Below are 20,262 nucleotides of genomic sequence, written 5' to 3'. Positions count from 1 at the left end.
ACTATGATTTCACCGTAGATTTTTTCTTCTTTTTTGGACTTAGTAATTCATTCTTTTCGAGAATTTCTCTAGCCAAATTCAAGTAATTAATTGCACCCTTTCCAGTGGCATCGTGCATAATAATGGTCTGCCCAAAGGATGGAGCCTCCCCTAATTTTGTATTTCTATGGATAATGGTATCGAATACCAGTTGCTGGAAGTGCATTTTAACTTCCTCTACTACCTGATTTGCCAATCGTAAACGGGTGTCATACATGGTAAGTAGAATCCCTTCAATATCCAATTCAGGATTTAAACGGTTTTGAACAATTTTTATGGTGTTCAATAATTTACCCAACCCTTCTAAGGCGAAATATTCGCATTGCACAGGAATAATAACAGAATCTGATGCGGTAAGGGCATTAAGTGTAATCAGACCCAAAGATGGAGAACAATCGATAAGGATAAAGTCGTAATCGTCTTTAAACTTTTCAATTACACCTTTCATCATGTATTCTCGCTTGGGCATGTTAATCATTTCGATTTCAGCACCAACCAAGTCTATGTGGGCAGGAAGTATATATAAATTGGGGTTATCTGTTTTTAATATAATTTCGGTAGGTTCAATTTCATCTACCAAACACTCGTAAATACTAGCTTCCACCTCTTTGGGGTCGAATCCCACACCCGATGTTGAGTTTGCCTGAGGATCGGCGTCTATAATTAAGGTTTTGAAATCTAAAGCTCCTAGAGCCGCACTTAAATTTATCGAAGTGGTTGTTTTTCCAACACCACCCTTTTGGTTTGCAATGGTGATTACTTTCCCCATAAAGCTACTGGTTGTTAGCACATTAATTTTTAAGCCGACAGAATATGCAGTTTATTTGCAATCGGTACTCGGACAAAGTTAAACCTTAAGCTTAGAAATTAAGCACTTTGTCGCGATTAGTTATGTACAGTTGTTGATAAGTATGATTAGTATAATAAGCGGAACAAACCGACCTCTAAGCAACTCGATGATCGTTGCAAATACATACAAAAACCTACTAGAGCAGCAGGGTGAAGATGCTCAGGTTCTCAATCTTGAAGAACTCCCTTCGGAGTTTATGTACAGTGCTTCTTACGGAAAAAAGGATAACCGTTTTGAGGCTATTGTACAGCAGTTTGTAACAGGTGCCTCTAAATTTATCTTTGTGGTTCCTGAATACAACGGTTCTTTTCCTGGAGTTTTAAAGTCCTTCCTCGATTGTATTTCACCAAAATTATGGCACGACAAAAAAAGTGCTATCATCGGTTTGTCGGCCGGAAGGGCAGGAAACTTAAGAGGAATGGATCATTTGACCGGAATTTTGCATTACCTGCAAGTTGAGGTTTATTCTAAAAAACCAAAATTGAGTCAGTTTGATAAATTAGCCGACTTGGAAAAAAGAACGATTACAGACGAGGAAACACTTGCCTTAATCGAGAAACACATTAGTAAATTCTTAAAATTTTAAGCATGTATTTAGTTTTAGCACTAGGAGCAATTTTAGCATTTATGGCCATCTTATTTATCCAGTCTGGATTAGATAAGGTATTTGATTTCCAGGGTAATATGGAGTGGCTTAAAGGGCATTTTAGTAATTCGCCCCTTAAAGGCATGGTTGGATTTATGGTGGTAACCTTAACCTTGTTAGAGCTTGCCAGCGGTGTTTCCTCTCTATTAGGACTAATTTATTTAATTGGGATGGGAATAGAGGCAGCTCAGCCCATAGCAAATTATGCCATGATTCTATGCAGCACATCTTTCCTCGCTTTATTTTTTGGTCAACGTATGGCTAAAGATTATGCTGGAGCAGCTAGTATTCCCGCCTATTTTATTATTGCAGTAATTGGTTTTATCCTTCTTTCCCTAATTTAATTTGAACTGGAGCCTTTAAGCCCAGAAACTTCAAATAAATAGGATAATATAACTACCAGGGCGCAGCCCAATAGGTTAAACCATAAAAAGCCAAGGTCGCTAAAGCAGAAGAATAATATTACCACTGCTTCTGCAATTATGGCTGCAATAAAGGTTGGTTTTCCAGATACTTTTTTCATGAAAAAGGCAACTAGGAAAACTCCCAGTATGGTTCCGTAAAATAGGGAGCCAAGAATGTTTACGGCTTCAATTAGGTTGTCGAATAAATTGGCAGCCATTGCAAAAATAATAGCCAAGATCCCCCAGGCTAGAGTTAGCAATTTGGAGGTTTGAACACTGCTTTTTTCAGTAAAGGTTTTACCAGAAAACCGCTTAACAAAGTCTATCATCGTAGTACCAGCCAAGGCATTAATTTCCGAAGCTGTAGAGGACATTGCTGCGGAGAAAATTACCGCCAACAGTAATCCTACCAATCCAATTGGTAGTTGGTTTAGAATGAAATGTAGAAAAACATAATCTCCATCCTTTGTTTCTACCTCGGGGTTAATAAGAGCAATTTCCTCTTTTACAGAATTTCTGAGTTCCTGTTCTTTTTGGATACTAGATTTTATCCGCTCCATTTTTTCAGGATCATCCAAAGCTTCTTCCCAAGAAATGGTATTTGCCAATTTACTTTGCTCTATTGCTTGATAGTCTTCCTCTAACCTTAGGAGGCTTTCTTCGCTGTCGGCAGCCTTTGCTTCTGCCCATCCTGGACTATTAAAAAAGACTGGAGCTGGATTGAATTGGTAAAAAACAAACACTAAAACACCGGTTAGTAGGATAAAAAACTGCATTGGGATTTTAATAGCCGCATTAAAGAGCATCCCCATTCTAGCGGCTTTAACATCTTTTCCACCAATGTATCTTGCTACCTGCGATTGATCGGTTCCGAAGTAGGAGAGTGCTAGAAAAAATCCACCCAATAAACCAGACCACAGGTTGTACCTATTACTAAAATCTGGAGTTAAATCCACAATATTCATTTTGCCTAAGGCTCCAGCAAAGTGCAAGGCATCTCCAAATTTCATTTCCTCGGGAAGGGAATTAAGCAAAATGTAAAATGCCATTCCCATCCCCACCATGATAACGGCCATTTGTTGCCTTTGGGTTTGCGCTACAGCCTGGGTTCCGCCCGCTACAGTGTATATAATTACCAGGACACCGATAATCATAACGGTTATGTACAGTGGCCAATTAAGTAGGGTGGATAAAATAATTGCGGGGGCGTAAATGGTAATTCCAGCTGCAAGCCCCCTTTGAATTAAGAATAAAAGCGCGGTAAAAGATCGAGTTCTGCTATCGAAACGTTTTTCCAAAAACTCGTAAGCGGTAAATACCTTTAAATTAACAAAGCGGGGGATAAAAAATGCACATACAACTATAAGTGCAAGGGGCAAACCAAAATAAAACTGGATGAATCGCATGCCATCCTCGTAGGCTTGTCCTGGTGTACTTAGAAAAGTAATTGCACTAGCCTGTGTAGCCATTACTGATAATCCGACTGCCCACCAATTTAAGCTATTGTTACCTCGAAAATAAGAACTTAGACTTTCTTGTTTTCTATTCTTATACCATCCAAAAAGGACGATAAAAGCTAGGGTCCCGCATAGAACCAACCAATCTATCCAATTCATGAAAAATGCTGTGTTAGGTAGTAGTACAATACAATCTGGAGGAGAAGAAATCCTAAAATCCACCAGTAGCGTTTCCTCCAATATTTTTTATCATCCACCATTACATTTCGATTAGGTTAACGAATAAGCGATATGCTCCGGGAACCCCTGCTGGTAATTGACGGAAAAATGAAATCCCCGCGTATGTGATATGACCTTTTCCGAAATTCCCAATTAGTAAACTTCCTTGGTGCGGTTCTTCTCCAGGATCGTTCATTTCAAAGAGTGGCGTAAAATCCTTACTCCAGGATTCCGCAAAATATAAACCACGCTCTTGAACCCAGTTTTCAAAATCTTTTTCCCCAATTTTATTTGGAACATTTAATGCAGGATGTTTTGGTTCTAGGATAGTGATTTCCGCATCTTCCCTTGTAACTCGGTTGCGTCCTAATTGCAGGTCTGTAGGGGCAATGGGGGCTTTTAGGTTGGAAAGGAAGTTTAGAGTATTGTACTGCACCAATAAATTACCTCCATTTTTAGCGTAGGCCCAAAGATCCTCTGCCTTTTCTGCAAGCCAATCATTAGTGTTATATGCTCTTATACCTGTAACAATAGTGTGGTAACTGCTTAATTTAGACTTACTCCAGTTCGACTGCTCTAATACCTCTACTTTATAACCAAGATTTTGCAGGATCTCTGGAATATCGTCACCTGCACCAGGTATATATCCTATTACCTTATTACTTAGCTTAGTTTTAACCGCTGACAATCTAATTTTTGCACCGTCCTGGATAGTTTGCGTAAGGATGTGAGGATATTTAACCTGCTGTAACTGCAATGCTGGGTCTTGAAGATTTTTCCAGAAAAACCTTAAGTATCCGTTTTCTGCATTTTCAGTTGGAGTAATTCGTATTGTACTTTCTACCTTTTCAAAAGGTTTAAGGGTTAAAATAGATTGTTCTAATTCTCCGGTCCAACCTTTGGGGAGGATGAAATCTAACTCCCTGGAGATTTCATTCGGCGTATTATTACTCAGGGTAAAGGAAAGTGCTCTCGACTGACCATTAATGCTTATGAGTAAAGGGTTTTTAATTTCGAAGGTAATGGGGGCGAGAACAGGAATGGGTTCATAGATTTCACCGAAATCTGGTTTTATTACCTTGTTAAAAATCGATGTTTTAATTTCAAGAGGCTTGTTGTTAATGAGAATAGATGCTGATGCCCATAGCTCGGAGCTGTTTACGGCTATTTCTAGTTCCTTTAGGTTCGAAAAGCTGTAGCTTCCAAAACTAGCATCTTCCTCCAGCCAGTACGGGGTTGAAATTTTTGTACTTCCATTTACGTGGGCTTTTATAGATTTTTCCCAGGTTTTGTTTGCACCTATGTTCTGGTTTATCTTCAATTCATTCCCATTAAAAAGGGTGATTTTCTTTAGCTCAACATTTATAGGTTGGTATGCAACTAACTCTAAATCTATGTTTAGCGAATCGTTTATGGAGGTTGATTTTTCAGAGGAGGTAGCATCGAAATGTACCATTGCCGAGGCAATGATTAAGCCTTTAATCTTGGAGGTGGCATCTTCCTTAAAAGGATTTTCCGGCATCTTTTCAATTTCACGGAGCACCGCGAACATGTTGTCGATGTTTTTCCAAGGATGTTCGTAGTTGTAATTTTTAAACAGCTGATTAAATGATTGTTGCACTTTTTCCCCTTGGTCAAACCTTCCCCAAGAAGTGTTGATTCCTTCTAAAATATCCGAAGTGAAATTGGCGCCTTTGGTATATTTAAAATACTCGGTTATTTCACCTCTATTCCAATTTCTTCCGAAGCCCTGGCATTTGTGCATGCTTCTGGCTCGTGAAGCAATTTCTCCAGTAGAGAAACCAAGTAAGGGAACTGCCTCACCCACATTTATTTTTACATCTTCCTCTAATTCTTCAGCCGATCTTCTCCAGGAGTAACTATTCCATACCAATCTGAAAGGTTGCCATGTACTTACTCTACCAAGTTGGTTTGGGTATGCCGATGCTAAAGGTGCTAGATCGAATGCCTCGGCAGCAAGAATAGCAGAGGCAGCGTGGTGACCATGTCCTGCCTGAGCGTTAGGTGGGAATCGGGTTATGATTAAATCGGGTTTAAAATACCTGATGGCATAAACTAAATCTCCAAGCACTTGGTCCTTATTCCAAATTTCTAGGGTTTCATCCGAAGACTTAGAGTATCCAAAGTCTATGGCGTGAGAGAAAAACTGCGTAGCGCCATCTATTTTTCTTGCTTCCAATAGTTCTTGAGTTCTCAGGACCCCTAATAATGGTCCTTTTTCGCTACCAATTAAATTCTGGCCGCCATCGCCTCTTGTAAACGAAAAATACGCCGTTTCAATGTGACGGTGATTTTCTAACCAAGAAATAACACGTGTATTTTCATCGTCGGGATGTGCTGCAACGTAGAGTACTCTTGTTGGTTTTGCTAGTTTCTTTAGCTCGAGTAGAATTTCGGAACTCGTTTTTATTTGGCGTTCGGGATTTTGTCCAATTGCATTTAAAATACAGATGGATAAAAAGAAAAAGAAGAAAAGTTTTTTCATGTTCTATTCTTGGCGAACCAAAAATAAAAAAGCAGGGTAGGAGGACTAAAGAATCGCTTCCTTTTATTGGTTTTTAACTATTCCTCGTAAATAATTTCCTCGTATTGAGGTAAGTAACCGACTATTCTGAATTCGGTTCTTCGGTTTTTGGCTCTGCCCACTGGGTTGTCTGATCCGTCGGGGTTTTGATTTGGCGCTATTGGTTGTTTCTCACCATAACCTTTCGCAACTAGCCTTTCGGCGGGGATTCCTTTTTTTATAAGATAATCCACCACGCTTTGCGCTCTTCGTTGTGATAGGTCTTCATTGTAAGAATCGGTTCCAAACCAATCGGTATGAGAACTTATTTCAACTTTGATGGTCTTGTTAGCATCTAAAATTTCGAAAATAGTTGTGTCGATCGTGATTTTAGAAGCGTCCGTTAAATAGTCCTTATCAAAGGGGTAGTATATGTTTCGAATAACAATGGGCTGGTTGGTTTCTGGAAGCAAATTGATTTTAGCCACTTCCATACCCTTACTCTTTTTCACCCCCTTGGTACTCAGGTCTTTCATGCCCTTTAGGTAGCCATCCTTTTCCGCAAGAATCTTATAGTTTTGGTCTGGTTCTGCGGTGAATTTATACTCACCTGTTTCGTTTGGAGTGGTTTCAGCCACTAACACATTTTTTTCACCCAAATCTTTGTAAAGGCCGACTTTAACTTTTGATTTATCATCCCCTGGAATAACAAAATCGACGGTTCCTTCCACTGATACCTTTACCAATTCCTTTATTCGGAATCTAAAAATATCGTCGCAGCAAGTACCGCTTTGTAGACTGTTCACACCCGGACGGTTTGAGGTGAAAAACCCACTAACACTGTCCTTAATTACGTAGTAAAGATCATCGGCTCCAGAATTTATTGGGCCGCCTAAATTTTGTGGTGATGCCCATTTGGTAGCGTAACCAACTATGGAAAATATGTCCATATTACCATATCCGGGCAGTCCATTGGAGGAAAAGTAAAGGGTTTTACTGGTATTGTGATACCGAGGGCAGGTTTCATTACCTGGTGTGTTTAACTTTTTACCACAATTTTTGGGTTTACGGTAACTACCTGATTTGTCTTTAGCAACATACCAAATATCCAATCCACCTTGGCCTCCTGGTTGGTCGGAGACAAAATAAATTAATTGCGTTCCATCAGGACCTTTGGCAAATGTGGGTTGGGTTTGGGTGTACTTTTTTTGGTTGACATTTTTCAATGCCTCTGGCTCCTTCCAAACGCCATTTATTTTTTTTGCATGATAAATTTCGCAGCGATAGTAGGTGGGGCTTTCTCTTTCGCATTGCGTGTAGGCCAGCTCGTTTTTTTCATCATTGAATACCAAATTACCTATGTTAACCTTTTCGTTAGCAATAGGAAGATTGTGGTTAAAGACGCGCCAAATCGAGTCTGTTTCTACAGCCATGTACACCTTTGAAACAGGAACTTCGCTTTCTTCATATTCTAGTTTTTCGGTTCTAATAGCGGCATAATAAAGAGTGTCTCCTTGGGGGAAAGGGCTGATTTCAACGTGAGGATAATTTACGTTGTTAGGAAGGCGATGCACCTCTAACAGGGGATTGAAATTGCCTTTTTTTATAGCGAGCTCGCAGCCCTCAATTTCCTTCCGAATGAGCTGATAAGTCTCTTCGTTGGGTTCCTTGTTTAAAAACTTCCTTTGGTACCTTTCTAGATAGTAAATGGCAGATTCTGGTTTGCCAAGGTGTTTTTCGAGAAGGGCATAGCGCAATAAGTAAATTCCTTCCTCGGGGTAATCCTGAAATAACTGATAATAATAATCGCTGGCATTTAGGTAGTCTTTGGAGTTCCAATAAACATTGGCAAGGCTAGCTAGCGTTTCTTGATTTTCCCCAGTGCGGGTTAAAAGCTCTTCGTAGTAGTTCGCTGCCTGATACCAATTGCCATCCATTTCGGCAGTTTTGGCAAGTGATTTTATTTTCCAGTCGGGAATTAATCGGAGCTCGTTATCCTGGGCCTGCACATCGCGGCTTAATCCAAGAAAAACAATGCTGAAGAAGATTATTTTAAAAGCGTTCACAGATAATGCTGGTTCTAGTAGATCTAACCTTTCCGTTCCAATATATTACGCTAAACTCTATGGCGCCCTTTCCCTGGGTTGAACTTTTTAACGAAGATGTGTTAATGTCGTACGAAAAACCCAGGTCCCACCTTTCGTAATTGATGCCCACCACGGCCAAAACAGCATCTAGGTTTCTATTAACCCCGAAGCGGCTCATTATTCCCAAAAACACACTTTGAATATTGGGAGCGTTAGGTGGGAGCATATTTATGAAGTAGGATCCAAGAAGATATTCGCTTGCTTTAACCTGCTCGTGCACCAAAACCTTTGGCATAAGGGTTAAACTTTTACTTATAGGGAAGGCATAGCTAGCGTGGAAAACTTTTCGGATAGGGGTTTTAGAAGTTCCTCCTACAAGAGATTCATTGGGTTGAAATAAATGAAAACCAGCTGCACCAATCTTTAATACATTTTCTCCACTAATTTTCCTCCACGCAATGCCTGCATTTAAATCAAAAAAGGTAATCGCTGATCCAAGATTTTCACCGTTATCAGCATTGGGGTCGTGCACTCCCGTAGATGGATTGAACTGTTGGGGGAAGGTAAGTCTTGATATGTTAAGACGTTTGTTAACTAAGGCTGGCTGAATTCCAAAGCTCCATTTATTTTCCTCATCCCCAACATTTATGGCGATGGAGGTCATTACTTTATTAAAGTTTATTTCTGCTTCTCCGGATTCATCGTGCAATAAATATATACCCGCCGAAAGTGGAAGTCCTTTGTCTTCCATGTTTCTTTCAAAGCCAGTTGAATAAGAGGTGAATGGATAGTTTAAAACGCGCCATTGAGAGCGGAAGTTGGCCGAAAACCTCCAAAACCCATTGAAATTACCAGTATTAGCTGGGTTAAGGCTAAGGGGGGAGGCATCGAACTGCGTAAAATGGACGTCTTGAGAATGCGCAGCAAAGCACAATACCAAGATAGTGGTGGTAATGAGGTACTTTAACTTGGAAATAGCAATAAAAGCGCGCATTTTTATACCAACAAAAATATAATTAATGTTTAGATGGCTATTCTGGAAAGATGCATGTAATTTTTTAGATATCAAGTTATTTTTTTCAGTTTCCTTTTTACTTTTTGCATTTAATATATCAGCACAGTTGGTTGCTAACTTCGAGGCGCAAAGTGGATATGTTAAACCCGACGGCTCTGGAATAGTGGTTTGTAAACCCGATGAAGTTACATTTAAGAGTACATCTACATTTAATGGAAACCCTATAACCTTTGGGGATCCAGATTATAAATATGAGTGGATTATACAACCTAATCCCATTGTTCAAACGCAAGAGTCTCCCTCTCAGCCCTTTACTCAAGTTGGTAGTTTTAATGTTCAATTAAAAATCACACATAAACCGTCTGGTGCTTCCGAAACTATTGTTAAAAGTGGATATGTAGAGGTAGTGGAAAAACCCAAAGTGGATTTTGAAATTGCGAATAACGAGGGATGTATACCTCTGGATGTGGTATTAACCGATAAAACTGTCTTATCCGGTCCCATTTCAGCCACCTATGAGTGGGTTATTTCAGGTGCTGGATCGGGTTCCGGAACCAATCCTACCATTGTGGTTAACCAAACTGGATTATTTAATGTTTCCCTGGTTGTTACTGATGAATATGGTTGTAGGGGAGACTTAAATAAACCCTCTCTCGTAAATGCCAAGCCGCAACCTAAGGCTGGTTTTACGGTTGATAATGCCTTTGCTTGTAAACCACCATTAGATTTCACCCTAACTGCAACCGAAACCGACCCGAATTTCAATTATACCTGGTCTATTACTGGATTTCCGAATCAAAACGGCAGACAAATTTCTGGTTCTATTGGTACTCCCGGAAGTTATGATGTGTCTCTTTTGGTCGATGGCCAATATAACTGTAGAGCGGAAAGTTCCGAAAGTGGTTTGTTGGTAATTTCAGAACTAGACCCATTCTTCGAAGTTAACCAAACCATTTGTCCAGGAGGAATAGCCAATTTTAAGTTTAGAGGTAAGGATGCAGAAACCTTTAGTTGGAATTTTGGTGATGGAGGAATTTCAGATAAGGAATCTCCAAATTACCGCTATACAACACCTGGAACTTACAACGCCTGTTTAACGGTAACAGGAAATAATAACCGTTGTGATAGCACATTTTGTTTACCCATAACGGTTGAAGACATAAGCGCGGAGTTTGAACTTCCAGAGATAAATCCATGTCAGGTACCTCAAGATTTAACCTTCGACGTGGGGAACTCCAAAATTCCAGATGGATCTACAGTAGTTTGGACTGTTAACGGTGGACAATCCAAATCCGGAAATCAGGTAACCTACACATTCGATCAGTATAGAAGATATAGGATACGATTGGTTATTACCTCGCCTTCTGGTTGTGTTAGGGCAGTGGAGAAAGAATTCAAGTTAACACCTATCCAAGTATTCTTGAACGTACAGGATTTAGATGGCTGTGCTCCACATCTTGTAAATGCCAATGATATTAGTAATTACGGAGGGGTAAATGTGGTAAAACGGGAATGGATCATAAGAAAGATGCCTTCCGGTAACATTATTTTCACCACAAATACACCTAATGATCCCAATTTACAGCATACAATAGCAGAGCATGGAGATTACGAGTTAATCATGCTTATTGAGCTGGAGAATGGGTGTACTTCAGGTGTAACTAGAGATATTCAGGTAGGTATTAAGCCTACGGCGGAGTTTAATTTTTTTCCTCAGGATACCTGTGCTCAAGAACTAACTTTATTTAGGGATACATCGTACGTACTACTCGATGGAGTGAAGCGCTACGATTTGATTGATTCCTGGTTCTGGGTAATGGGTGAAGGAACATTTAATGAGCAGCATCCAGAGGTTAGGCATACTCAAAAGTTTAGCGATACATTAAATGGTTTGCCAGAGGGTCATATGGGACCCGGAAATATGGGGAGATTCGATGCTGAGTTGATTGTTTCTTACAACGGATGTAGGGATACGCTCAAAAAGTTTGAAATTTATGGTAAATGGGGACCTGTAATGGGAACCATTGCTCTCTCGCAGCCATGTGGATCTGATACGGCTTATGTTATGATCAATTCAGCTGGTTGGACTCAGCGAACATGGTCTATTAATTTTACGGATCCTTCCAAAAATGATACAATCATTATTGAGCAGTTTCCCAGTTACAAGGATACGGTATACAACGGAATGGTGGTCGATGCCTTAACTCATTCTCAGCGTACGGTAACTACCGATACACTTAAGATATATGCGCCAGCTCCAGAGGGTTTTGTAGGGTCTGTAACGGTAACAGCGGTAAACAATGCCTTTAACTCGGCAAATGGCTGTGAGGTGACTAATTTCATAGCGCGAGGCAAGTCATTAACCGAAGTGGTAATAATACCTGATGAGTTGTGCTATCAAGGGTTTAGTGGGAAAAATTCCGTTTTCCTAGAATCCATGCCAGGTTGGAGGAATCACAAATGGTTTGTAGAAAGAGAGGGCGTTTTAACCTACCTGGACCAAAATAAGTCATATACCTATACCCCCCCAGCGGGAAAGGATAGCACATTTGAAGAGACAATCGTTGTAGTATTTGCCTATAACTCCGTCTGCCCCGATACCGTAAGAAGAAAAATTACTTGGAAGGTTCCAAAGGTAGATGTGGAACTTGAAAGTGGTGATTTAATTGCTTGTGCTGGTAACCAGATTGATGTAAAAGCCACAAAATCGCCGGGTACAAATATTACGAAGTGGGAGTGGATTTTATTTAATACCGGCCCAAACCCAAGGGTGGCCATTGATACCATCTTCGAACAAGACCCCGGACCCATAGCTTTTGAGAACAAAGGGACCTATTTTCTGTACATGAAGGCTACAGACGCAGAATTTTGTCCCACGCCTCAGGATCTAGGCTTTAATATCACCATTCGAAATCCTGATATTAATTTTTCTGTAGATAAGGTAGGGTACTGTAAGGGCGAAGAATTAAAATTGACCAACAACACCAATTTCGAGGAAGATTTAGATTACAAATGGTTTATTAATGGAGTTAATTTCTCCAATGACTCAGCTCCATCCTTGGTGTTAACACAGGTGGATACTTTTGATATAAAGTGTATTGGTTTTAACGCCACTTGCGTGGATTCTTTGGAAAGAAAAAACGCTATATCTGTTGACCCCATTCCAAGTTTTGCAATCACTACTGATTCCAATTTCACGAATTGCCCGCCCTTGATAACAGAGTTTTCGGCCGACTTTGTGGAGCCTTATTCTGGCTACATCTATAAATGGGATCTTGGTGTTGGTGGTTCAACTCTAGATACTACCATTGGGTTTTATGACAAGCCTGGAACTTACGATGTTAGTTTGATAGTGACCACACCAAACGGTTGTTCAGATACCATTACCGTTCCAGAAATGATAGAAATTGAGGGGCCTTTTGCCGATTCCATTTCGGTTAGTGACGATGCCTTTTGTGCTAATGACACTTTTCAGCTTACCGTTCACGGTGCTATAAATACACAACTATATAGTTGGAATTTTGGGGATGGGATTTCCCAACAAATTACCCCTCCAGACTCAACTGTTAAGTACGCATACGATAGAGGGTACTCCGATCCTATAACTGTCACATTATTCCTAATAAACGGTACCTGTAAGGTTCCTTACCAAAAGGAGTTAATTGTAGATGAATTAACTGCTTTTATAGAGCCCTTACCAGTAGATACTTTCTGTTCGGTTCCACAAACATTACAGTTCGTGAGTATTTCTCAGGGAGCAAATATTTCTAATGTAGAATGGGATTACGATAAACAAGGCTTTGGTCCGTCGGATACGAAAACCTATACCGATTACGGAACCTTTACCACAACCTTGCGAGTAAGTGATGACGCAACAGGATGTTCGGATATCGACTCCATTCAACTATGGATTTTTGAAAAACCACCTTTAGTTGTGAGTCCAAATGATACCCTTTGCTTCGGGGAAACTGCGGTCTTAAAGGCAACAGGCGCTATGAAATATAGCTGGAATCCGGTATTAGATTTAACTGATGTTTCGGGAAATAAAGATTCAAGTGAAGTTGAGGTTGATCCCCCAACATCAAGAGAATATACAGTTACGGGGATAGACACCCTGACCAAATGTGTTATAGATAAATCGGTTAAGATATTCCGCGATTCTACGTTCATAGATTTTAATCCGGTCTATTCCGACACCTGTCAAAAAGCGACGATAGGTATAAATTACAGTGCAAATCCGCCATACGTAGGAAATACGATCTGGGATATCTCTGGGGAAAATCACGATTTTCAGACGACTAATGCAATAACTGCCTTCAGTGCGGGATCGCCAGACACTATTTATTTTGAATTGTCTGGTTATGATAAACATCCAAGATGTATCCAAACTAAAACAAAAAGTGTGGTGATATACCCCGAACCTGAGGTGTCTATCATTGCTGATACTGTTTTGTGTGATGGAAATAGTATCGTGCTATTTAGTTCGGGTGGAGATACGGTTAGGTGGGATGTAAATCCGCCGATTATGACCTTACCTTCTGCACATAACCCCAATATTACCCCAACCAATACCGCTATTTATACCGTAACGGTAACAGATACCCTTGCCTTTTGTGAAAGCGATACGGCCGTGGAGGTATTCATTGATAAGTCTAAAGCGGATGTGGTGCTTACCAGAATAGATACCTGTGGATCGGGGCGAGTGCAATTTTCCGACTTAGGATCCATTGGTGTTCAGTTTGTAATGGATTGGGGTAATGGTGTGGTCGATAGTTTACCGGGAGGAATTTCCAATGAAATGCTATACAGCAATGTTGGTGTATATAATCAGATGTTTATAGCGAGAGACAATCCATATTTTAAAACACATTGCCAGGATACCCTAAAATGGAGATACGAGGTATATGATTTGCCTGTTGCTATTGCCGAAACGCCAGACCCCATTATTTGTAATTACGATACAATCCAGCTAACAGGTAAAGGTGGGATATTGTATGCGTGGTCACCATCGGAGTCCCTGTCCGATACCTCTGTAGCGAAACCACTTGCCTTCCCTGATTTTAATACCCAGTACCAGTTAATTGTTACGGATGTAAATAATTGCAGGGATACAACCACAGTTGAGGTAGATGTTGTTCCCGAGTTTATAATTGACCCCAAACAACAGAGCGATACCATTAACATCGGTGATTTTATCTTACTCTCCTTTGATGTTGTGGATTCCCTTTCATTGGCGCATTACGATGCGAACATTAATTGGGTAAATACCTATGCTATAGACTGTGCGACCTGCAGAGAGAATAATGCTCAGCCATTAAAAACCTCGGATTATACCATAACGGTTATTGACGAGCCTCATGGATGCTATCCCAAGCAGTTTTCATTCGAGATTTTTGTAAAGGAAGAGTATCAAATGGATATTCCATCTGGGTTTACTCCAAATAACGACGATGTAAATGATAGGATTTTTGTTCGTGGTTTGGGAATCAAGGAGCTGGAGAATTTCACCATCTACAATCGATGGGGAGAGGTAGTATATCAGAGTTCAGATTTAAATGAAGGCTGGGATGGATTTTACAAAGGGAAGGTTCAAAACGATGAGACCTATGTTTACCAAGCAACTGTGAGGTATTACAATGAAACTACGGAATCCAAACGAGGTTATATAACCATTCTTAAGTAGGAATGAAGTTTAGGTCTAATTTCGATTTTCAATACCCTGGAAGTCCTCTTGGCTACACAAGCAGTATCGATTTAATGGGGTCATGTTTTACGGAGCGTATTGGCACAAAGCTCCATCAGGCGAGGTTTGATGTGGAAAATGGTCATTTCGGTACGCTCTTTAACCCCGTATCTATTTTCCAGTTAATTGAAATTGCATTAGATGATATCCCTTTTTCCCCTGAGCTCATTTGTGAAAAAGATGGGAGCTTCGTTCACTATCTCTCTCATAGCCAGATTAATGGTGCTAAGCCAGAGGATTTATTAGCCAACTTAAACTCGGCTAGGAGTAATTTGAAAAAAAGACTTCTGGCTGCAGATAAATTGGTTTTAACCTTTGGAAGTGCTTTTGCCTACAGGCTAATATCTTCAGGGGTTCTGGTGGCGAATTGTCATAAACAAGCGAACGGAAACTTCAAAAAGGAGTTGTTATCCGTGAATTTCATTGTAGAACAGGGTATTGGGGTACTCTCAAAATTGAAAGAATTAAATCCAAAATTGGAGATAATTATTACTGTTAGCCCCGTAAAACACCTTAGAGATGGTGTTGTAAATAACAAACTTTCCAAGTCTATATTGCGACTGGTTTGCCACGAATTAGAAAGTGCGATAAAAGGAGTTTGTTATTTACCCGTTTTGGAATGGGTGGAGGATGACCTTCGGGATTATCGATTCTACGGAGCCGATTTAGCCCATCCAAATGAAATGGCCGAGCAGTACATTTGGGAGCAGTTTTTATCTTCCTGTTTTACCGTTGAAACTATTCAACAAATTGGTCAAGTATTTCGCCTAAATGGAAAAATAGCTGCCTTGAGTAAGACAGCTATCCAGAAGTATGAAAAGGAAATTAATACCGTGAATACCTGGGTTGCACGACCTTTTAGTTTAACTGAAAACTAATATTATCAATCTGGGCTAGTCTATCCAAAATTTCAGAGTTTGACTCTATCTTAATCGTTTTACTCATCATTTCTAGCTCTATTTTAGAGGAGGGGTCAAATACCTTAATCTTAAGATTTAGGTTACCCTTTTGGTCCTGAACAATACCTTCAATGTTTTCTATAAATTCCTCGTTTATCGAGCTTAACTCGGTTTTAATTAAGATTTCCTTGGTCTCTTCTCTGAGTACATTTTCCAATGCAGCCATTTTTTGAATCTTCACTTCCTTGGCGTCGTTTCTCCAACGCAAGGTTGTGATGATACATCTGGCATAAACAAAGGTGTTTGGAATTAACTCTGGTCTAAGCTTTTTGTATTCATCTCTAAAGACTAAGAATTCATGAGCCCCCGAATAATCTTCCAATGTGAAGCGACCAAAAGGATTACCTTTCTTATCTCGAAATTCAGCCACAGAGGTAATCATTCCTATAATTCTTATTTCGCTTTTGCGAATGTTTTCGGGAGCCGAAAGCTCTACGATATCTGTGTTTTTAAAGAAGGCAATTTCGTGTTTGTATATATCTAGTGGATGCCCTGAGATGTAGATTCCCACCACTTCCTTCTCCCTATTTAATCTATAGAGTTCATTCCAAGGTTCAATTTCGGGAATAGGTGGATTTTGGATAGATACTTCGCTCGCATTTCCAAACAAATCTGGTGGTGCGTCTTTAGATTCTTGGTAAGACTGCCCAAATCTAACCAGGGTGTCGAGGTAATTGGTTCCGTTGTTGTTTTCGTGGAAATAGGTGCTTCTGTGGCATTCAGAAAACCCATCTAAGGCACCCGCAAGCACTAGGCCTTCTAGCGTCTTTTTGTTGATGAGTTTATAGTTTATGCGCTTAAAGAAATCGAAAACATCCTTATAGGGTCCGTTTTCTAATCGTTCTTCAACTATCGCATTTACGGCACTTCCACCAACACCTTTTATGGCGCCCATTCCAAATCTAATTTCACCCTTATCATTTACTTTAAAGTGGTAACCAGATTCGTTTACATCAGGTCCAAGCACAGGAGACTTCATTCTACGGCATTCCTCCATAAAGAAGGTTACCGTCTTAATGTCGTTCATGTTGTTGGAAAGTACCGACGCCATGAATTCGGCAGGGTAGTGGGCCTTTAAATATGCTGTATGGAAGGCAACATATGCATAACAGGTAGAGTGTGATTTGTTGAATGCATAACTCGCAAATGCTTCCCAGTCTTTCCAAACCTTCTCACAGATATCTCTGGCATGCCCATTTTTCTCACAACCTTCGAGAAACTTGGGTTTCATCTTGTCCAGAACATCTTTTTTCTTTTTACCCATTGCTTTACGCAGGGTATCTGCTTCACCCTTTGTAAATCCTGCAAGCTTTTGGGATAAAAGCATTACTTGCTCCTGGTAGACGGTAATTCCATAGGTTTCCTTAAGAAACTCTTCCATGGCATCCAGGTCGTAGGTAATTTCTTCCTTTCCGTGTTTACGAGCAATAAAGTTGGGGATGTACTGAAGAGGACCTGGCCGGTACAATGCGTTCATAGCAATTAAATCGGCAAATTGATCCGGTTTAAGTGCTTTAAGGTGCTTTTGCATTCCAGGAGATTCATACTGGAATATGGCTACGGTTTCGCCTCGTTGGAATAATTCATATGTTTTGGGGTCATCAAGGGGAATATCGTCTGGAACAATTTCCACTCCATGGCGCTCCTTAACATTATCTATGGCGTGGTTAATGATTGTAAGCGTCTTTAGCCCAAGGAAATCCATTTTAAGGAGTCCAGCATCTTCCACCACGGCATTATCGAACTGGGTTACCCTTAAATCTGAGTCTTTTGCAGTAGCAACCGGTACAAAATTGGTGATATCCTCTGGGGTTATGATTACCCCACAGGCGTGTACTCCGGTGTTTCTCACCGAGCCCTCTAAAACCTTTGCTTGGTTGATAGTTTTCGCGGTTAAGTCCTTTCCTTCAGCCAGTTTTCTGAATTGCAGGGCCCGCTCCATATCGTCACTTCTGATTTTTTCTTTAAGTGCCTTTTCCTCGGCATTAAGAAGGAAACCAAGTTTACAGTTATCGGGAATTAGCTTAGCAATGCGATCGGCATCCGGAAGTGGCAATTCAAGTACTCTGGCAGTATCTCTAATGGCCGATTTTGCCGCCATAGATCCATAGGTGATAATTTGAGCCACCTGGTTTGCTCCATACTTATCAATTACCCAGTCGATAATTTTACCTCTACCTTCATCGTCAAAGTCAATATCGATATCGGGCATGGATACACGATCAGGATTTAAGAAACGCTCAAATAGGAGATCGTACTTGATAGGGTCTACGTTCGTGATACCAATACAGTAGGCTACGGCTGACCCCGCAGCAGATCCACGTCCCGGACCAACTGATACACCCATTTTTCTTGCTTGGTTGGTGAAATCCTGAACAATTAAAAAGTAACCGGGGTATCCAGTGTTGGCAATCGTAGCAAGCTCAAAATCCAGTCTTTCTCGGATTTCGTCGGTAATTTCACCGTAGCGTTTTTTTGCTCCCTCGTAAGTTAGGTGCCTTAAATAGGCATTTTCACCTCTATTTCCTCCGTCCTTATCATCTTCAGGATCTATAAACTCCTCGGGAATGGCAAATTTGGGGAGCAATACACTTCTGGATAGCGTGTAGGGCTCAATTTTTTCTACTATCTCGTTGGTGTTACTTATTGCCTCCGGAAGATCTATGAAAATGGATTTCATTTCCTCTGGCGACTTGAAATAATATTCTTGATTAGGAAGTCCGAATCTAAATCCACGTCCCTTACCTACTGGAGTGCTCATGCGTTCACCATCTTTTACACACAGTAAAATTTCATGGGCTTCGGCATTTTTCTTCTCTAGGTAGTAGGTGTTATTAGCTGCGATATATTTAACCCCATGTTTTTCGCAAAACCGCAGCAGAACTTCATTGGCTTTGTCTTCTTCTACCTGGCCATGCCGAAGCAGTTCAACGTAAAAATCATCTCCAAATAAATCTTTGTAGTAGCAAAAGGCCTCTTCCGCCTGGTTTTCACCGACGTTTAAGATTAAATGGGGTATTTCAGAATTTAACCCACCAGATAATAGGATTACATCATTTTTATATTGTTCTAGGAGCTTTTTGTCTATTCTAGGCAGGTAATAGAATCCTTCTGTGTTGGCAAGGGAAGCCAACTTGGCTAGGTTATGGAAACCGTTTTTATTTTTTGCGAGTAGTACCGTGGGGTATCCGTTGTCTTTAAACTCCTTGTTTTTATGGTCTTTACAAAGATTAAGTTCTACTCCAAGGATAGCCTTAAGCGGTTTTAAATCTGTTTCTTCTCCCGCTTCAGCTGCTTCTGCAATTTTCTTTTCAATTTCCTTGTTTTTGGCGTTAATGGTTTCTACAAACTGAAATCCCGCCATCATATTTCCATGATCACTTAAGGCAACCGCGGGCATTTTATATTGAACTGCTCTGTCCACCAATGCTTTTATTTCTGTGGTGGATTGCAGAACCGAAAATTGACTGTGATTGTGAAGATGAGAAAAGGGAACATCTGAAAGCAGGGCTTTATTTTCCTTTATTTCCGTTTTACTGGGCCCTTTAGATTTGGATTCTTCTTCAATATCATCAAACTCAACATCGTCAGGGAGGTAGGGTTCGATGTTTAATCCAATAGCCTTTATGGGCTGTGGATTCTTAGATTTAAAATTTTCGAAGAAATCCGTGGGAAGATCTAAATAGGGTTTGGGGAAATCATCGCGTCTTAACAACTCCAGAAAACAGCGAGCGGTGGCTTCAACATCGGCTGCAGCGTTATGTGCAGCATCAAATCCCTCACCAAATAATTTATGATGTAGCTCTTCGAGTTTTGGCCATTTAAATTTTCCACCCTTACCACCAGGAATCTGACAATAATTGTCGGTATCCTTCATGGTGTCGGCAATCTTTAATTCCCCCAGCTTGGTTTCTTTTTCCAAACGGAAAAACTCACAAAGCATAACATTGATATCAAACTCAACGTTGTGACCCACTGAAAATTCCGACTTTTCTACGGCCTTGTTAAATTCATCCAGAACGAATTCCAGAGGCATACCCTGGCGTTCCGCCCTTTCGGTGCTTATGCCATGAATTTGCTGGGCATTAAAGGGGATGGTAAAACCATCGGGTTTAACAATGTAGTTTTTAACCTCCACTAACTCACCGTTTTCATTGTGGAGCTGCCAAGCCAACTGTACCAGTCTTGGCCAGTTGTCGGTGTTTTTATAAGACTCCTGAAATGAAAGTGCTTTCCCGGTAGTTTCGGTATCGTAAATTAAAAACATGGTCGGTCTGGAATTGAACATTAAAAGTACGTCCAATAGTGCCTTTTTGAAA

Annotated in this window: 10 protein-coding genes; 4 read left to right on the top strand and 6 right to left on the bottom strand. The window is 40.4% G+C overall.

Going from position 1 to position 20,262, the window contains the following annotated elements; genetic code table 11:
* Window position 1 precedes the first annotated feature (1 nt).
* Window positions 2-808: a ParA family protein gene (locus FRX97_RS09405; protein ID WP_147014956.1), complete on the bottom strand. Its 807-nt coding sequence runs from the start codon at window positions 806-808 to the stop codon at window positions 2-4.
* Between the two features lie 142 nt (window positions 809-950).
* On the opposite strand from FRX97_RS09405, the gene FRX97_RS09400 reads away from it, so the two are divergent.
* A complete protein-coding gene (locus tag FRX97_RS09400; RefSeq protein WP_147014955.1) occupies window positions 951-1,475 on the top strand; it encodes an NADPH-dependent FMN reductase in 525 nt (174 codons plus the stop codon).
* A 2-nt stretch (window positions 1,476-1,477) separates the two neighbouring features.
* Window positions 1,478-1,879 carry a DoxX family membrane protein gene (locus FRX97_RS09395; RefSeq protein ID WP_147014954.1) on the top strand — a complete coding sequence of 134 codons (402 nt, stop codon included), beginning with the start codon at window positions 1,478-1,480 and terminating at the stop codon, window positions 1,877-1,879.
* On the opposite strand, the gene FRX97_RS09390 is transcribed toward FRX97_RS09395, so the two are convergent.
* The 4 genes from FRX97_RS09390 to FRX97_RS09375 all read right to left on the bottom strand — a co-directional run bounded on the left by FRX97_RS09390 (window position 1,876) and on the right by FRX97_RS09375 (window position 9,220).
* Window positions 1,876-3,636 (bottom strand): sodium:solute symporter, encoded by a 1,761-nt coding sequence (locus tag FRX97_RS09390; RefSeq protein WP_317129540.1) that lies wholly within the window; start codon window positions 3,634-3,636, stop codon window positions 1,876-1,878. The two genes, FRX97_RS09395 and FRX97_RS09390, sit on opposite strands and share 4 nt — an antisense overlap.
* A 19-nt stretch (window positions 3,637-3,655) precedes the next feature.
* Window positions 3,656-6,121, bottom strand: coding sequence for a PIG-L family deacetylase (locus tag FRX97_RS09385; RefSeq protein WP_147014953.1), 2,466 nt, complete (start codon window positions 6,119-6,121; stop codon window positions 3,656-3,658).
* A 77-nt stretch (window positions 6,122-6,198) separates the two neighbouring features.
* Window positions 6,199-8,205 carry an OmpA family protein gene (locus FRX97_RS09380; protein ID WP_147014952.1) on the bottom strand — a complete coding sequence of 669 codons (2,007 nt, stop codon included), beginning with the start codon at window positions 8,203-8,205 and terminating at the stop codon, window positions 6,199-6,201.
* Entirely contained in the window at window positions 8,192-9,220 is a 1,029-nt protein-coding gene (locus FRX97_RS09375) for a PorP/SprF family type IX secretion system membrane protein (RefSeq protein ID WP_147014951.1), read from the bottom strand. Before FRX97_RS09375 ends, FRX97_RS09380 begins: the two co-directional genes overlap by 14 nt.
* 25 nt (window positions 9,221-9,245) lie before the next feature.
* Here FRX97_RS09375 and FRX97_RS09370 point away from each other — a divergent pair, with 25 nt between their 5' ends.
* Both FRX97_RS09370 and FRX97_RS09365 read left to right on the top strand, forming a co-directional pair.
* Window positions 9,246-14,924: a PKD domain-containing protein gene (locus FRX97_RS09370; protein ID WP_147014950.1), complete on the top strand. Its 5,679-nt coding sequence runs from the start codon at window positions 9,246-9,248 to the stop codon at window positions 14,922-14,924.
* A gap of 2 nt (window positions 14,925-14,926) precedes the next feature.
* Window positions 14,927-15,862 (top strand): GSCFA domain-containing protein, encoded by a 936-nt coding sequence (locus tag FRX97_RS09365; protein WP_147014949.1) that lies wholly within the window; start codon window positions 14,927-14,929, stop codon window positions 15,860-15,862.
* Here the strand turns inward: FRX97_RS09365 and dnaE are convergent.
* Complete coding sequence (gene dnaE, locus FRX97_RS09360; RefSeq protein ID WP_317129539.1) at window positions 15,843-20,246, bottom strand: DNA polymerase III subunit alpha; 4,404 nt, start codon at window positions 20,244-20,246, stop codon at window positions 15,843-15,845. The two genes, FRX97_RS09365 and dnaE, sit on opposite strands and share 20 nt — an antisense overlap.
* Window positions 20,247-20,262 lie beyond the last annotated feature (16 nt).

It is taken from the genome of Luteibaculum oceani (assembly GCF_007995015.1).
Classification (GTDB): domain Bacteria; phylum Bacteroidota; class Bacteroidia; order Flavobacteriales_D; family Luteibaculaceae; genus Luteibaculum; species Luteibaculum oceani.
The sequence above is the reverse complement of the archived record's forward strand: the minus strand, read 5'-3'. Positions and strand labels throughout refer to the sequence as shown.